The sequence below is a fragment of the Halovenus carboxidivorans genome (assembly GCF_009831575.1).
Classification (GTDB): domain Archaea; phylum Halobacteriota; class Halobacteria; order Halobacteriales; family Haloarculaceae; genus Halovenus; species Halovenus carboxidivorans.
This window is the reverse complement of the sequence record NZ_WUUT01000002.1, coordinates 149103-164321: the sequence shown is the minus strand read 5'-3', so window position 1 is coordinate 164321 and position 15219 is coordinate 149103. Positions and strand designations below refer to the sequence as shown.

Annotated in this window: 17 protein-coding genes and 1 tRNA gene; 8 read left to right on the top strand and 10 right to left on the bottom strand. The window is 64.4% G+C overall.

What is annotated here, in order from left to right; all coding sequences use genetic code 11:
• Nucleotides 1-12 precede the first annotated feature (12 nt).
• The 4 genes from GRX03_RS06270 to GRX03_RS06255 all read right to left on the bottom strand — a co-directional run bounded on the left by GRX03_RS06270 (nt 13) and on the right by GRX03_RS06255 (nt 2989).
• Nucleotides 13-396, bottom strand: coding sequence for a Zn-ribbon domain-containing OB-fold protein (locus GRX03_RS06270; RefSeq protein ID WP_159763353.1), 384 nt, complete (start codon nt 394-396; stop codon nt 13-15).
• Nucleotides 393-1562 carry a thiolase domain-containing protein gene (locus GRX03_RS06265; protein ID WP_368278098.1) on the bottom strand — a complete coding sequence of 390 codons (1170 nt, stop codon included), beginning with the start codon at nt 1560-1562 and terminating at the stop codon, nt 393-395. Before GRX03_RS06265 ends, GRX03_RS06270 begins: the two co-directional genes overlap by 4 nt.
• On the bottom strand, nt 1559-2302 hold the full coding sequence (gene fabG, locus GRX03_RS06260) for a 3-oxoacyl-ACP reductase FabG (protein WP_159763352.1): 744 nt from the start codon (nt 2300-2302) through the stop codon (nt 1559-1561). Before fabG ends, GRX03_RS06265 begins: the two co-directional genes overlap by 4 nt.
• A gap of 168 nt (nt 2303-2470) precedes the next feature.
• Nucleotides 2471-2989, bottom strand: coding sequence for a DUF309 domain-containing protein (locus GRX03_RS06255; RefSeq protein ID WP_159763351.1), 519 nt, complete (start codon nt 2987-2989; stop codon nt 2471-2473).
• Between the two features lie 55 nt (nt 2990-3044).
• Here GRX03_RS06255 and GRX03_RS06250 point away from each other — a divergent pair, with 55 nt between their 5' ends.
• The gene (locus GRX03_RS06250) at nt 3045-4406 is read left to right on the top strand and encodes a restriction endonuclease (protein ID WP_159763350.1); all 1362 of its coding nucleotides are present in this window, start codon (nt 3045-3047) and stop codon (nt 4404-4406) included.
• A gap of 5 nt (nt 4407-4411) precedes the next feature.
• Here GRX03_RS06250 and GRX03_RS06245 read toward each other — a convergent pair whose 3' ends face one another.
• Nucleotides 4412-4918 carry a CinA family protein gene (locus GRX03_RS06245; protein WP_159763349.1) on the bottom strand — a complete coding sequence of 169 codons (507 nt, stop codon included), beginning with the start codon at nt 4916-4918 and terminating at the stop codon, nt 4412-4414.
• Nucleotides 4919-5006: 88 nt separating this feature from the next.
• On the opposite strand from GRX03_RS06245, the gene aroA reads away from it, so the two are divergent.
• Both aroA and GRX03_RS06235 read left to right on the top strand, forming a co-directional pair.
• Nucleotides 5007-6293, top strand: coding sequence for a 3-phosphoshikimate 1-carboxyvinyltransferase (aroA, locus tag GRX03_RS06240; protein WP_159763348.1), 1287 nt, complete (start codon nt 5007-5009; stop codon nt 6291-6293).
• Nucleotides 6294-6399: 106 nt separating this feature from the next.
• Entirely contained in the window at nt 6400-7110 is a 711-nt protein-coding gene (locus GRX03_RS06235) for an SDR family oxidoreductase (protein ID WP_159763347.1), read from the top strand.
• Here the strand turns inward: GRX03_RS06235 and GRX03_RS06230 are convergent, their stop codons facing one another.
• Together GRX03_RS06230 and GRX03_RS06225 are read right to left on the bottom strand one after the other, a co-directional pair.
• Complete coding sequence (locus GRX03_RS06230) at nt 7111-7410, bottom strand: DUF424 domain-containing protein (protein WP_159763346.1); 300 nt, start codon at nt 7408-7410, stop codon at nt 7111-7113.
• Between the two features lie 3 nt (nt 7411-7413).
• Entirely contained in the window at nt 7414-8157 is a 744-nt protein-coding gene (locus GRX03_RS06225) for a tetratricopeptide repeat protein (protein ID WP_159763345.1), read from the bottom strand.
• 53 nt (nt 8158-8210) lie between these two features.
• Between GRX03_RS06225 and thpR the strand changes: the two genes are divergently transcribed.
• The gene (gene thpR / locus GRX03_RS06220; RefSeq protein ID WP_159763344.1) at nt 8211-8762 is read left to right on the top strand and encodes an RNA 2',3'-cyclic phosphodiesterase; all 552 of its coding nucleotides are present in this window, start codon (nt 8211-8213) and stop codon (nt 8760-8762) included.
• 47 nt (nt 8763-8809) lie between these two features.
• On the top strand, nt 8810-9190 hold the full coding sequence (locus GRX03_RS06215) for a hypothetical protein (RefSeq protein WP_159763343.1): 381 nt from the start codon (nt 8810-8812) through the stop codon (nt 9188-9190).
• A gap of 127 nt (nt 9191-9317) precedes the next feature.
• Here the strand turns inward: GRX03_RS06215 and GRX03_RS06210 are convergent.
• A tRNA-Leu gene (locus GRX03_RS06210) sits at nt 9318-9402 on the bottom strand.
• A 139-nt stretch (nt 9403-9541) separates the two neighbouring features.
• Between GRX03_RS06210 and GRX03_RS06205 the strand changes: the two genes are divergently transcribed.
• Complete coding sequence (locus GRX03_RS06205; protein ID WP_159763342.1) at nt 9542-10477, top strand: biotin--[acetyl-CoA-carboxylase] ligase; 936 nt, start codon at nt 9542-9544, stop codon at nt 10475-10477.
• On the opposite strand, the gene GRX03_RS06200 is transcribed toward GRX03_RS06205, so the two are convergent.
• On the bottom strand, nt 10474-10911 hold the full coding sequence (locus GRX03_RS06200) for a universal stress protein (RefSeq protein ID WP_159763341.1): 438 nt from the start codon (nt 10909-10911) through the stop codon (nt 10474-10476). The two genes, GRX03_RS06205 and GRX03_RS06200, sit on opposite strands and share 4 nt — an antisense overlap.
• A gap of 56 nt (nt 10912-10967) precedes the next feature.
• Nucleotides 10968-11984: an amidohydrolase family protein gene (locus GRX03_RS06195; RefSeq protein WP_159763340.1), complete on the bottom strand. Its 1017-nt coding sequence runs from the start codon at nt 11982-11984 to the stop codon at nt 10968-10970.
• A gap of 106 nt (nt 11985-12090) precedes the next feature.
• Here GRX03_RS06195 and GRX03_RS06190 point away from each other — a divergent pair, with 106 nt between their 5' ends.
• Together GRX03_RS06190 and GRX03_RS06185 are read left to right on the top strand one after the other, a co-directional pair.
• Nucleotides 12091-12486: a CBS domain-containing protein gene (locus GRX03_RS06190; protein WP_159763339.1), complete on the top strand. Its 396-nt coding sequence runs from the start codon at nt 12091-12093 to the stop codon at nt 12484-12486.
• A 292-nt stretch (nt 12487-12778) separates the two neighbouring features.
• Complete coding sequence (locus GRX03_RS06185) at nt 12779-15217, top strand: DUF5059 domain-containing protein (protein WP_159763338.1); 2439 nt, start codon at nt 12779-12781, stop codon at nt 15215-15217.
• The last annotated feature ends 2 nt before the right edge of the window (nt 15218-15219 follow it).

Sequence of the window (15219 nt, the reverse complement as noted above, 5' to 3'; positions counted from 1 at the left end):
AGAGCGAGCCGATCAGACCGGCTCGAAGACTAGGATCCGCTCGTCTGTCGTCTCTGTCCGGTCGACACCGATCTGCACTTCCTGTCCGATTTCGACATCACTCGGCTCCATGCCCCGGATCTGGCCGGTCACGCTGACCGGCCCGAAGTCCGCAACCGCGACGACGAACGGCGCGTCGTCCGCGAAATCCGGCGCGGCGACGTGTGTCTGGGTGTACGTTTCGATCTCGCCCGTCTCCGGGAGCGGCTGTTCGGTCAGCTCCTGTGACCCGGTCGCCGGGTCGATGCGTTTCGGCGGCAGTGAGCCGTCGCCGTCCGGCCCTTCGAGGTAGTACGGCTCGTCGTCCTCGACGGCGTCGAGGAAGTCGTCGTACCCCTCGTCGCGCGCGTCGCTCATGCATCCACCTCCTCGAGAACGTGGACGACACAGCTCGCGACGGTGCCACCCGCGTTGTGCGTCAGGCCGATTTCGGCGTCACTGACCGCGTCGCTGTTGACGTGGTCACCCCGGAGCAGTTTCGTCAGTTCCGATATCTGCGCACAACCGGTCGCGCCGACCGGGTGACCTTTCGCCTTCAGCCCGCCCGAGAGGTTCACCGGTAGCTCGCCGTCGATTGCCGTCTCGCCGTCGCGGGCCGCCGTGATTGCCTCGCCGGGTTCGTAGAAGCCCAGCGATTCCAGCGCGAGCACCTCGGCAATCGTGAAGCAGTCGTGGACCTCCGCGACATCGACGTCCGATGGCTCGATGCCGGCGTCCTCGTAGGCGGTCTCACCGGCCTCGACGGCGGCGGGGGTCTCGGGAATCGAAACTCGATCCTGCAGGGCCAGCGAGTCCGACGCCTGGCCGACCCCGGTGATCTTCACGTCCGTCTCCATTCCGTGGTCCTCGGCGAACGCCTCGCTGACGAGGACGGCGGCGGCCGCGCCGTCGCTCATCGGCGAGCAGTCGTACAGTCCGAAGGGAGCGCTGACCGTCGGCGCTTCGAGTACGTCCTCGACGCTGATCGCGCGGTTGAACTGTGCGAGGTCGTTCTCGACGGCGTGTTCGTGGTTCTTGACGGCCACGTGAGCGAGGTCCTCCCGCGTTCCGCCGAACTCGTCGAAGTACTTGTTCGCCATCAGCGAGTACGCGCCGGGGAAGGTGACGCCGGCCTTGACCTCGTAGAGCGCGTCGGCGGCCGCCGAGAGCGCCCGTGTCCCCTCGGGGGTCGAGAGGTTTTTCATCCGCTCCGCGCCGCCGACCAGGACGACATCTGCCGCGCCGCTGCGGATGTGGTTGACGCCGTACCGGACGGCGACGCCGCTGGATGCACACGCGGATTCGATCCGGGTCGCGGGCGCGGAGACGCTGGCGGCATCGGCCATCAGCGGTCCCTGATGGCCCTGCGTTTCGGCGAACTCCCCCATGAAGTTGCCGTAGAACAGTTCCTCGACAGCATCGGGATCCAGTCCCGAGTCGTCGAAGGCCTCGCCGGCCGCCTGCGCGAACAGATCCCTGGCAGTCCGCTCGGGCGAGGCTCCGAACTTCGTCATCCCGACGCCGGCAATATGAACGTCGCTCACCACTCCATCCCTCCGTTGACGCCGAGGATCTGTCCGGTCATGTAGCTGGATTCGGAGCTGGCGAGGAACCGAACGATACCGGTGATATCCTCCACCTCGGCGAAGCGATCCAGCGGGATCCGTTCGAGAATCTGTTCGCGCACGCGATCCGGCACGTCAGCGAGCATATCCGTCTCGACGAATCCCGGGGCGACACAGTTTGCGGTCGAGCCGTCCTGTGCCATCTCCAGCGCAATCGTTCGCGTAAATCCGAACAGTCCGCTCTTGGTCGTCGCGTAGTTCGCCTGTCCGTAGTTCCCCTGCTGGCCGACGACGCTCGAAACGTTGATCAGCCGCCCTTCATCGGCTTCGCACAGGTCATCGTAACAGACCTTCGTGCAGTTAAACACTCCTCCGAGATTCACGTCGATGACCTGCTCCCACTGCTCTCTGGTCATCTTGTCGAAGGTCGTATCCATCGTGATACCGGCGTTGTTGACCAGCACGTCGACGTTGCCGAACTCGTTGTGCACCGCCTCGTACATCGCTTCGACCTCGTCGAGGTTCGACACGTCAGCCTGGGCCACGACGGCGGTCCCCGGACCGTCCTCGATCACGTCCCGCGCGGCGTATGCCGCATCCTCCGAGGAACGGTAGTTAATGACCACGTTCGCGCCGTGTTCGCCCAGTTCCTCCGCAATCCCACGGCCGATCCCGCGTGATCCGCCAGTTACCAAACAAGTCTTATCTTCCAGTAACATTGTTCCCCTCAGTACACTGTTCAACTCGCACCGACATAAAAGTAGTTTATTCAACTATTTTGACCATCCAGGGCAACCGATCAGACGATCAAACAGTATTACTGGTAAACCCATGAATATATGAATAATTGGTCCCGGCCGCCTGAATCTTTATATCAACCTGTGTCGTCACTCCAGTGAGTCGGCGTACTCGTACGATTCTCTTCCGGCGACGGGAGTCGCTCCATCGAGAGTGATTCGCCATCCGTCGAGGACCTGAGGCGAATCGAGTGCGTTCGTCACTGTCGTTCGGACGTCGAGCAGGTCGACGCCGTAGAAGCGGTTCGGCGGTGCGCGGAGATACTGGAGTGCCGTCCGGAAGAGACTACGCATGCCGGCGTCGTCACCGGACTGTGCCCCATCGCTCGACGCGGTTTCGCCCCGAAAATCGAAGTGTTTGTACGCGCCGGCGGCGACCTGCACCATCCCGCGTGCGTACGCGCTCTCGACAGTCCCTCGACCGTAGTTGTACCACTCGGCCTCGAAACAGTCGTGGGCCTCGTGGTACGCGGCGTCGTTGAACAGGGCAACGCCGTGGAGAGTCGCCCGCCGCAGCGTGGCGTGCTCCCACCTGTTTCGGTCCGGCAGCCACCCCGGGACGTTCTCTGCCGGCGGGTCGACTCCCTCGGCGTCGGTGTGTTCGTCCATCGACGGTCCGTAGGTCGGACAGTTATTTGTGGGTTCGCCCCGAGTCGGCTACCGGATGACGCTGCTCGACGACCTCTCGGGGTTCGAGTTCGAGGACGTGATGGAGGACGTCTTCCGGAACCTCGGATACGAGAACGTCAGGCAGGCCGCCCGGACGGCCGACGAAGGCAGAGATATCCTGATGGAAGAACACGTCGACGGAGAGGCCAGAGCGGTGGTCGTCGAGTGCAAACACACGGACACCGTGGGCAGACCGGTCGTCCAGAAGCTTCACTCGGCGGTGGCGACCTACGACTACGACGGCCCGAAGCGAGGCATCGTCGCCACGACCGGGCGGTTCACCGGCCCGGCCGAGGAGTACGTCGCGGAACTGGCGGCCTCCGGCGACCCGTATCCCATCGACTTGCTCGACGGTACCGACCTCCGGTCGCTCGCTGACGAGGTCGGACTGGACCTGTACAACGGCCGGATCGAAATCCTCTGTGAGGAGACGCTTCGGCCGTACGACTCCGCCCGCGGTCCCGAGGCGGCCGTCGAAGACGCGTTTCGAGACATCGAGAACATCGAACCGAGCGCGGTCCCGGATCCCGAGTTGTGGGTGCGGTTCCACCCTGTCGTGTCGGTGACCGCCAGCGTCGACGCCACCTTCGAGACGAGCGTGGGGATCGTACACCAGATTCGCGAGCGCGATCAGATCGTCGTCGACGCCTCACGGGACGGCCCCGAGCGAGTCCCGCGGCCCCTGGGCCGCCTCGTGGGGTCCAACCTCGACCACCGAATCGAGTTGGACGAGCAGCGTCTCTCGCCCACGTTCGACGAGTTCGACGTGGGCCGGTTCGGTCGGACAGAAACCGAGTACAAGGAGTGGTCGCTCGACCGACTGCAGCGCGAGCACACGACGACGGTGCAGTACACCGGCGACAACAACGTCACCTACACCAAAACGTGCGAGCCGAACCAGTCCGATATCTCCGTCGAGTCGATCACGCCGGTGTACGTCCCTCGAATCCGGGCGAACGTCGATTTGGGCGCGTACAGTTACCACTACGGCTACTACGCCGCCGGCCCGTCGCGGTTCACCGTCGACGACGGTATCCATCGCTGCCAGCAGTGCGGCGAGAGCGACGAGGGACCGTTCACCTACTGTGAGAACTGCGGGAGCATCGACTGTCCCGACCACATCCAGACGGAACGAGTCACGGGAGAGCCGGTCTGTACGGGCTGTGCGGTCACCGAACGGTTCTTCTACAGCGAGAAGTACTTCTTCGACGAATCGAACCTGGCGCAGTTCCGCGCCGAGTACGAGGCGATGCCGCCCCATCGCAAGGCTGCGGAGAACAAGCCGCTACTGGGCGCCGTCGCCGTCACAGTACTAGTCACCATCTTGTTCGCGCTCGTGAGCCAGGGCGTCGTCTGACCGTCTCACTCTCGGGATTCGACGGCCTCGATGAGATCCTGCAGCGCCTGCCGGGCGAACTGGTTTTTGTTTTCGAGTCGGTCGCCGTCGAACTCGTAGCGAGTCGCGGAGACGATTTCCTCGCCGTCCTCGAGGCAGGCGGTTCCGATGAACACCGTTCCGACCGGTTTCTCCGGGGTGCCGCCGCTCGGGCCGGCGATACCGGTCGTCGAGACCCCCCACTTCGTCCCCGCGTTCTCGCGGACGCCGCTCGCCATCTGGCGGGCGATTTCCGCGGAGACGGCCCCCGTTTTCTCCAGGGTCCCGAGATCGACGTTCAGCAGATCCAGTTTCGCATCGTTGGAGTAGGTCACAATCGAGCGCTCGAAGAAACTGCTCGCACCGGGCACGTCGGTGAACTTCGATCCGACGAGTCCGCCGGTGCTCGATTCGGCGACTGCGACCATTGCGCCGTCCTCGGTGAGTACCGACCCGGCTCGCCGGGCGAGCTCGTGGTCGTCGTCGTCTGTCATAATCGATCATTCGGGAGTCACCGAAATGAAACCGGCGGTCTCCGGCGGGTCCGGCAGCCTCAAGAGCCCTGCCGACAACTCGACAGCTATGGACGTGACACTCTCGCAGTCGACGGTCGGCGGCCGAACGCAGGCGCCGCCGTCGAAAAGCTACACGCATCGGGCGATTCTGGCGGCCGGGTACGCGGAGGGGGCGACGGTCTCGGATCCGCTGATCAGCGCCGACACCCGTGCGACGATGCGCGCCGTCGAGGCCTTCGGCGGCAGTGTCGACCACGACGAGTCCGCGAATCGGCTCGACATCGAGGGATTCGGCGGCGATCCGGAGACCCCGGCGGACGTGATCGACTGCGCCAACAGCGGGACGACGATCCGGCTGACGACGGCCGCCGCCAGTCTCGCGAACGGACTGACTGTGCTGACTGGCGACGAGTCGCTTCGCTCGCGCCCGCAAGGCCCGCTGCTGCGAGCTATCGATCAACTCGGCGGACGAGCGGAAAGCACCCGCTCGAACGGGCAGGCCCCGCTCGTGGTCGGCGGACCGATCACCGGCGGCAGCGCGGCCATCCCGGGTGACGTGTCCTCGCAGTTCATCACCGCGTTGCTGATGGCCGGCGCGGTCACTGACGCCGGCATCGATCTCACGCTGCAGACCGAACTCAAATCTGCTCCCTACGTCGACATCACGCTGGAAGTCCTCGACGAGTTCGGCGTCTCTGCCCGCAAGAGCAAAAACGGCTTCACTGTCAGCGGCTACCAGGAGTACGACGCTGGCGACGGCTACACCGTCCCCGGGGACTTCTCCTCGATCTCCTATCTCCTCGCGGCCGGGGTGCTCGCCGCCCGGGACGGGCTGACGATCACGGGAGCGTATCCGAGCGCACAGGGCGATCAGGCCATTGTCGAGATTATCCGCGAGATGGGTGGAGATGTCTCCTGGGACGAGGACGCCGGCGAACTCACCGCCGCGGAGAGTTCGCTCTCGGGCGTGGAAGTCAGTGTGGCCGATACTCCCGATCTGTTGCCGACGATTGCGGTGTTGGGTGCCGCGGCCGACGGGACGACCACGATCACCGACTGCGAGCACGTCCGCTACAAGGAGACCGACCGCGTGAGTGCGATGGCCGAGACACTCCGGAAGATGGGAGCGAGCGTCACCGAGGAACGGGAAACGCTCGTAATCGACGGTTCGGCGTCGACACTCTCCGGCGCGACACTGGACGGGCGCGCGGATCACCGTATCATCATGTCGCTGGCAATCGCCGGCCTGATCGCCGACGGCGAGACGACGATTACCGGCGCGGAACACGTCGACGTCTCCTTCCCCGACTTCTTCGAGAGGCTGAGCCAACTCGGCGCGACCGTCTCGAAGTGAGTTCGCCGGCAGAGAGGCCGGCCGCTTCGATCAGAGTCGAACTCGGCCGACCCGAGAGACCGACACCGCCCCAGTGACTATGTGAGACGCGCCCGAACTGGTTCGTATGTCAGTCGAGTTTGACTTCAGCGGCGATGTCGTACTGGTCACAGGTGTCGGCGGTGCGCTCGGCAGCGCAATCGCCGAGGCGTATCTCGAAACGGGCGCGACAGTCTGCGGGGCCGACCTCGTCGGCCCGGACAGCGACGACTTCTTGCTGGACGATCCGGACCGCATCGACTTCTACCAGGGCGATTTCACCGAGGAGTCGACCGTCGAGTCGACTATCGAGGAGATCGTCGACACACACGGCGGACTGGATTACCTCGCGAACGTCGCCGGGACCTGGCGCGGCGGCGACCCGATCCACGAGACCGACGTAGACACGTTCGACTTTCTGTTCGATGTCAATCTCAAGACGATGTTTCTGGCCTCGAAACACGCGTTGCCGCATCTCCGGGACAGCGAGGGGGCAATCGTCAGCGTCTCGGCGCGCTCGTCGCTGGAAGGCGGCGAAGGCGACGGCATCTATCGGGCGACCAAGGCAGGCGTCCGGATTCTCACGGAGACGATTGCCGAAGAGAATCTCGGCACGGTACGGGCAAACGCCGTGATGCCGAGCGTTATCGACACGCCGATGAACCGGGAGATGATGTCCGGCAGCGACTTCTCGAAGTGGGTCGATCCGAAAGATATCGCTGCCGTGTTCCTGTTTCTCTGCAGCGAGGCGTCGTCGGTCACCAGCGGCGCAGCAGTCCCGGTCTACGGCGAGGCCTGACTACATCCACAACAGTTGGGCGTGTCGCGTCCCGTCGATATCGAGGACGTTCTCCTCCTCGACGAACCCGTGTTCGACGGCGAGCGCCACCGCCTCCGTGCCGACGAGATTCGCGACCGAGCACTTCGCGAGGCTGCCGATAATAGCCTCTTCGTCTGCGGGTTCGCCCTCGTAGAACTCGGCGTTGACCGTCAGCGAGAGGTCGTCGTTCTCGAAGGTCTCCCCGATCAATCCGGCGTCACAGACCGACACGAGCCGGCCCTTTCCGGTCTCACGCTCGTTCAACAGTAGCTCGCCCATCGCTCACTCCGTCAGTTGGTCCCCGATGACCTCTTCCTCGTTGTCGGCGCGCATCTGTTCGGCCTCCTCGGCGACCTCTTCGGCGCGCTCGTCCTCGCCCATCTTCTCGAGAGCGATCGCCTTCTCTTCGAGCAGATCGGCACTCCGGTATCCCAGTCGAATCGCGTTGTTGAAGGCGTTGAGAGCGTCTTCGGCAAGTCCGCGCTCGTTGAGGAAAAAGCCGCGGTTGTACCAGGCCTGGCCGAACCGCGGATCGATCTCGACGGCCCGCTCCGCGTGTTCCAGAGCCTCCTCGGTGCGGCCGAACTCCCACAGCGCGTACGCGAGGTTGGTCTCGGCCGTCGCCGCGTGCTCGGAGTCCTCGTCCATCTGGATCGCTTCCTTGTAGGCACCGATTGCCGCGTCGTACTCCTCCAGTTCGGCGTGTGCAACGCCTTTGTTCACCCAGGCCTCCTGTTCGACGCGGTCGTCGTCGGCGTACCGCGCCGCCCGCTCGAAGGTCTCTGTCGCCTGTTCGTGGCGGTTGATCCGAATATAGTCCAGTCCGACGTCGATCAGTTTCGCGGCGTCGACCTCGTCTTTCGCGAGGTTGTCGTCGTCGAGGAGATCCGCGACGACCCGGGAGTCGACCGGGTCGACCTCGTCGGTGTCGACGGTGAGTTCTGGGGGATCGATATCGAAGCCCTCGTAGGGATCGTCGAACCCCTGTCCCTCCGAGAACTCGTGATCCTCCGGTTCGTCAGTCATACCTACTGCTTCGGTTGGGTAGGCATTAAGACCTGCGTCACCGTACTGCGAGTATGCGACTGTTCGTCAGTGCCGATCTCGACGGCCTCGCCTCGGGGGTGGCGGCGGTCCAATCGCTGTTCGAGGACGCCGACGGCCTGCGGTTCACGGACCCCCAACAGGCTCACATCACCCTGAAGTTTCTCGGTGACACCGATCCCGACCGCCTCGGCGAACTCACCGATGCCCTCTCGGAGGCCGTCGCAGACGCCGACGTGGGTCCGTTCGAGGCCGAAATCGGCGGACTCGGGGTCTTTCCGCACCTCGATTACATCAGCGTCGTCTGGGTCGGGGTTCGCGACGGCGGCGACCGACTCACCCGCCTGCACGAATCGATCGAGAACGCGACGACGGCCATCGGGTTCGACCCGGAAGACCACGAGTTTACCCCCCACGCCACGATTGCCCGGATGGACCACGCCGGCGGCAAGGCTCTCGTCCAGGATGTCGTCGAGAGCCGCGACCCGGACGTCGGGACGGTCCGTTTCGAGGAGATTCGGCTTACGGAGAGTGAACTCACCGACGACGGGCCGGTGTACTCGACCGTCGAGCGGTTCCCGCTGTGAGCGCCCGTGGCCGTGACAACTAACAGGGCGGATACTGTTTGACCGATATGCAGACGATTGTGCTCGCCGTGGGAGTCGGCTCGTTTCTGTCCGGTGCTGTTCTGTTCTACACGATCGGGAAGCGGCGCGGCCACGCGGTCGAGAAATCGGAGCTGAAATCCGAAATCGAGCGCGAACAGTCTCGGGAGGCCCACGCCGCGGCCGTCGACCGCGAACCGCCGGTCGAGATTGGCGACTCCGTGACCGTCGGCATCACGGAGTTTCGGAGCCACCACTCCGGCGGCAAACAGGCCGTCTGCAAGAAGGAGGGGTTCGTGATCTTCGTCGAGGACTGTCCGCCGGACAGCGCGGTCGGTGACCGTATCGACGCCACGATCACCTCGTTCGGGACGAACCGGACTTCCGCCGAGGCGGTCTACCAGGAGTGACAGAGCGCTCTCTCGGGGAGTAGCTCCGTGAAAAGTTGCGTGGGTGCTGATCCCTGAAGGGATGTGCACCCGCACTTTTGTCCGCCGTCCGTACAACGCATCTCGCGTCGGAACGGCGAACGACCAGTGCGTGGGACCGGATTTGAACCGGCGGACCCCTACGGGACAGCGCCCTCAACGCTGCGCCGTTGGCCTGGCTTGGCTACCCACGCACTCCGTGTGCATTCCACCGTTCTGCCCGGGTGAATAAAAGGACTTTCCTTTCCAGTCGGTCGCTCCCGGAGACCTATCAGCCGACGAGAGAGACCAACGTAGAGAAACGCCTGTAAGGGTGGGGCGAATACCGGGAGTATGCACTCGACGCGCAAGCAGGTTCTCGATGCGGTCGCTGACGGGCCGGTCAGCGGGCCGGATCTCGCCGCCGATCTGGATATCTCTCGTGCGGCAGTCTGGAATCACATCGAAGCGCTCCGGGAGGAGGGGTTCACGATCGACAGCGGTCCCGACGGGTACACGCTCGAAGCCGTTCCGGAGTTTGGCGGTCCGGCGATCGAGTACGGGTTGGACGCACCGCTGGATGTCGAGTACCACGATGAGATCGGAAGCACGAACGAGCGTGCGCGCGAACTCGCGGCGGCGGGTCGGTCAGATACCGTCGTCGTCGCGGACCGCCAAACCGGCGGCAGGGCGCGACTGGACCGAGAGTGGGTCTCCCCGAGCGGCGGGATCTGGGCGTCGATCCTGATCCGGCCCGAGGTGCCGCCCGCCCGCGCACCGTTGTACACGCTGGTGGCCGCCGTCGCAACTGCCCGCGCGGCCCGACACTGTGGCGCTGACGCGACGATCAAGTGGCCCAACGACGTACGAGTCGGGGGGCGGAAACTCGCGGGTATTCTCACCGAGATGGAGGGAGAGGCAGACCGCATCTCCTGGCTCGTCGTCGGTATCGGTCTCAACGCGAACGTCGACCCCGCCGACCTCCCGGGCGACCAACCGGCGACATCGCTCCAGTCCGAGGTCGGCACGGTCGACCGACGAGCGGTGACACAACACCTCCTCGAGGAGTTCTGGACACTCTCGACTGCACGCCCGGAGACGGTGATGGACGGCTGGCGTGACCTCTCCTCGACGCTGGGCAAACGGGTCCGCGTCGATACGCCCGACGGGCGTATCGTGGGGGAAGCGGTCGATATCACGGTGCCCGGAACCCTGATCGTCGAGACCGACACCGGAACCCGGGAGGTTTCGGCGGGCGACTGTGAACACCTCCGGCCGGCAGACAGTTAGGAGTCGGCGTCACCGACTCTGATCGTCAGCACAGGAACCGGTGACGACCGAACGACCCGTTCCGCAACGCTTCCCAGCAACAGTCTGTCGACGCCAGACCGGCCGTGCGTTCCCATCGCGATCACGTCACAGTCGTTTTCCTCCGCGTAGGAGACGATTTCCTTGGACGGCGACCCGTCGGAGATGTGCGTCTCGACCGGCTGGTCGTCGACCGTCTCCTCGACTGATTCGACGGCGCGTTCACCCTGCTTGCGGAGCGCGCTGCTGACTCCCTCCCAGGATGACTCCATCGGGAGGTCCGACATCGACGCCGTGTTCGCGACGTAGAGGGCGTGGAGGGTCGCGTCGTGGATCGCCGCCAGTTCGCTGGCGTGGTCGACGACGGCCGCCATCCCCTCGGAACCGTCCGTCGGCAGGAGGATATTGTCGTACATTGGTTGAACGGTCACCGTGCGCGGACTTAATAGTGGGTGACAGTTCCAGGCCGCCGTTAGCTTCTGATTACACGTTTTACGTCGTCGATGCCGGCTCTGCGGACGACTGCGCGACGGGGGTCTCGTGCGCCCGCGAGATTGTCCGAGTCGCCGTCGAGTACGAGCAACTCGCTGTCCCGTCCCGGTTCGATCACCCCGGCGTTCAACCCGGCGATCTCCGCGCCGTTGACCGTCGCCATCTGCAGCACCTCGACCGTCGACACGTCCATCAGTTTGGCAGTGAACGCCATCTCACGGAACATCGACGGACTGTTCAGGAAGACGTTGTCCGTTCCGAGAGCGACCGTCGTTCTGTCGAGCAGATCCCGAACTGGCGGTAGTCCCACGTCCGTCACGGCGTTCGACCGCGGACAGACGACGACCGGAATCTCGCTGTCTGCGAGACGTTCGAGATGCAGCGGTTCCGGGTGTACCATGTGGACGAGGAAATCGGGAGCGAGGTCGAGGGCAGGGTTGATATCACTGCTGTCGGCCTCGCCGGCGTGGATACCGAACAGTTTCCCGGCCGCGTCCGTCTGTGCCCGCTCGTGGCTGAACTCACGGTCGTTGGCACCGCTGGCACCGAACCCGTCCGACTCCGCTATCACGTCTGTCGTCCCGCGGCCGAGAATCACACCGTCGATCTCGTATTCATCGAGGGCCGCTTCGATCGCTCGCACCCCTTCCACGCCCCCTTCCCGGAACTCGACGAACGCGCTGGTACCGGCCCGTTGCATGTACGACAGCGTCCGAGACATGGCTTCGACCAGTTCCTCGCGGCTGGCCGCTCTCAGCAGTCTGTGTTTGAGTCCGTCGGGAGGTGCGACCAGTTCTTCGAGGCTCAGCCCTTCCCCCGCCTCCTTCGCAACCGAGTCACCGATATGCGTGTGCGCGTTGACGAAGGCGGGCAGGACGATATCATCGCTGTGGGCTGACCGCCGGTCGATCTCTAGGATCTCGCCGTCCTCGACGACGACCCGGCCCTCCACGGGCTCGAACTCCCGACCACGGAGGATCGTCCCTTCGACAATCATACTCGACCTTCGGCGTCTGCTGGCTTCAACGCACCGGAGGCGAGCCACCTGTCTCGGCCAGAGACGAGGGTAGTTGTTTTACCCCCGGAGTTCGTGAATAGACAACATGGGTGACACTCCTGTCGAGCAACTCATGACAGAACCGGTGTTGACAGTCAACCCGGGTGACCGAGTTGGAGACGTGGGGGAGGCGATGTTACAGCAGGGGATCAAGTCGGTCGTCGTGATCGACGACCAGTGCCGTCCGGAAGGAATTCTCACTTCGACGGATTTCATCGAAATCGCGACTGACGGCCCGGAGGCGACGAACGAATCAGTTGCCGATCGCATGACGACCGACATCTACACCGTCTCGACAGACAAGCAGGTCGAGGCCGCAGCGGAGTTGATGATTACCGAAGGGATCAGCCATCTCCCCGTCGTGGACGACAGAGAGGTCGTCGGAATTCTCTCGATGACCGACATCGTGGCCGGCCGACCGGATCTTCCGGAACCGAACTGATCGACTCCCGGCGGATGCATTACTGGCCCACAACGGCCCTGGCACCTGTACCCCTCGAACAGTTCGAGTAACACCCAACGATTCACTCGACGCTGGCGATTCGATATATCGTTATGTGGTTTACGAAGTAGTTATCCGACAGTCCCAACGGTTCGATTACGGTACAGTTGCTACTACTCGCCCCGGGAACAGGGTCACTCGATACCGGACCGCCGGAGGACAGAGAGTTTTGCCGGTTTTAGGGCCGCCTAAACTTCGAAACACATATATTCTATTTAGGCAAGCCTAAAACATGCAGCAGACGAGACGGCAACTGCTCCTCGCATCGGGGAGCGCGCTCGCAGGCGTATCACTCGCAGGCTGTTCGGGCAGCTCCGACGACGGGGACAATCAGTCGGAACAGCCATCGGAATCGACCACCGAGCAGTCGGATAGCGAATCCGAGCAGACCGGGGCAGAACCGTCCTATGCGGCGGCCGACGTCGGCGTTGTGTCGGAGTGGAACGCGATCCGGACACGACTACGCGATCCGGTGATCCTGGGTCATGCGGGCGCGTACGACTCCGCCGCGACGGTCGCCTCCGATATTTTCGAGCGGTTCGAGAACGCGTCCGGAGAGAACAACGCCCACGAAACCCTCGAACAGACCGAGGAGTCGAGTTACCACGGCTTCGAGGAGGCTCTCGGACGACTCAGGGAAACGGTGGCAAACGAGGAGCTAGAGGCCGCCCACGAGGCGATGCGGACGGCGGACGAGAACCTCCGTTCCGCACAGGCGACGCTCGCCGACGAATCCCTGCTACCGTCGCTGACGCTTCTGGTCATGGGAGCTCACGTCGAGGACGGCTTGATCTTGCTCTCACTCGGCGAATACGGCGCGGCGGCCCAGGAGTTCGATCAGATCGCCGCTCGGTTCGAGGAAAATCTCTACGACGGTGTCGCAGAGGTCGATCGAGGGGCCGCTGATAGCTTCGTCAGCGCGGCTCGTCAGGCGTCGAGTGCCGCTGAGAGCGAAGACCGGGAGGCCGCGACGCAGGCGGCACACGACGCTTTCGGGGCAGCACTGCAGGCCCTGTACGCGGCAGAAGACGAGTCTGTCGCGGGCGCGATTCACATGGCTGCTCTGCAGGCTCGGGGCTGGGACGGCGCGGCGGCTGCAGCAGCGGGTGGTCCCACCCAAGCGTTCGCTCACGCCGCTTCGCTGAACGAGTACCGGGCCAGAGCCCGCGATGCGGTGCTTCTGTCCGAAAACGGCGCAACAGAGGCGGCGGTAGAGACCGTCCAGACGGGCCTCGAACGGTTCGAGACCGCTCGGGCGCACGACGCCCTCGAAGAAACCGACCACGAGAGCTACGAGAGCTTCGAGGGGGCGCTCGAAGATCTCGTCACGGCCTTCGAGAACGGAGATAGCGAGGCCGCGACGGCGGCACTGGAGACGCTCGACTCGGCGCTCAGATCCGGTATCGCCGCGCTCGTGTCGGGGAGCATGTCGGCCTTGCTGGAGGCCAGTTACACCCGGATTCGCGTCGCTGACGCCCACGAACAGTACCGCCTCGGGCGCCGGGATCGGGCGCTCGAACTCGTTCAGAACGTCTTCGCGGACTTCGAGGCCGACGCCGGCGGCTTCCACGAAACTCTCGAAGAAACCGACGAAGGGCTCTATGACACATTCGAGCACGACCACCTCGAAGGGCTGTCGACGGCGATCGAAAACGGAGACGACGAAGCAGTGGCCTCACACGTCGCTGGCGTCCACGAGACGCTCGCAACCTTCGAACGGCAACTCGCCTCGACGGCAGCAGCAAGCGGTGCAGAGGCCGGATACCTCATCGGCCGCGCGCTGGACGGCGCCGCTCTCGAAGCCCTGGGTGAATCAGAGCGCGCGTCGACGGTCATGACCGACGCTCTGGGCTACTTCGAGAGCGGTGCGGCCGGCTTCCACGAAGCCCTCGAAGAGGCGGATCACCGACTCTACGAGAACTTCGAGGGACAGATCGAAGCCGGCCCGAGCGGCGCGGAGTCCGCGGTCGGCCTCGGTGTCGACGCGATCTACGCGGTCGTTTCGGCAAGCGCCGGCGCGACGGGTGGCGCTGGATCGATCGTCAGCGACGTCTTCGCACACTTCGAGGAGGCCCGCGTACATGACCTCGTCGAGGAGGCAGACCAGGAAAGCTACGAGAGCTACGAGAGCGCACTCGAATCGTACATCAGCGCGCTCGAAAGCGGCGAGAACCCGAGTGAACACGTCAGGGCCTACGCCGAGGCGTGCCTCCAGGCGCAGTTCGCGGTCGCGGGTGCACCCGACAAGGCTCCCGCAAATCCCGAGAGTAGCGGGGGCGAGGAGGAGTCAGAACCAGAACTCGAAGGGGGCCCGAACGTCGTCGAGGGCGTGCCAGACGACGCAGATCACGTCGTCGACATGCGGGCGGTCGCGTTCGATCCCGAGGAACTCACGGTCCGGCAGGGCGACACCGTCGCCTGGCGGCACGCGGCGGGCGAACCGCACAACGTCGTCGCCTACGAGGGGGCGATCCCGAGCGACGCGGAGTACTGGGCGTCGGGCGATTTCGACAGCGAGAGCGCCGCTCGTGAGGGCTGGGAGAACGGAGTCGGTGCCGTCCAGTCCGGGCAGTCCTACGTGAGAACCTTCGATACTCCGGGCGAGCACAACTACTTCTGCGTGCCTCACGAGGCCGCCGGCATGGTCGGGACGATCGTCGTCGAAGAGTAGGG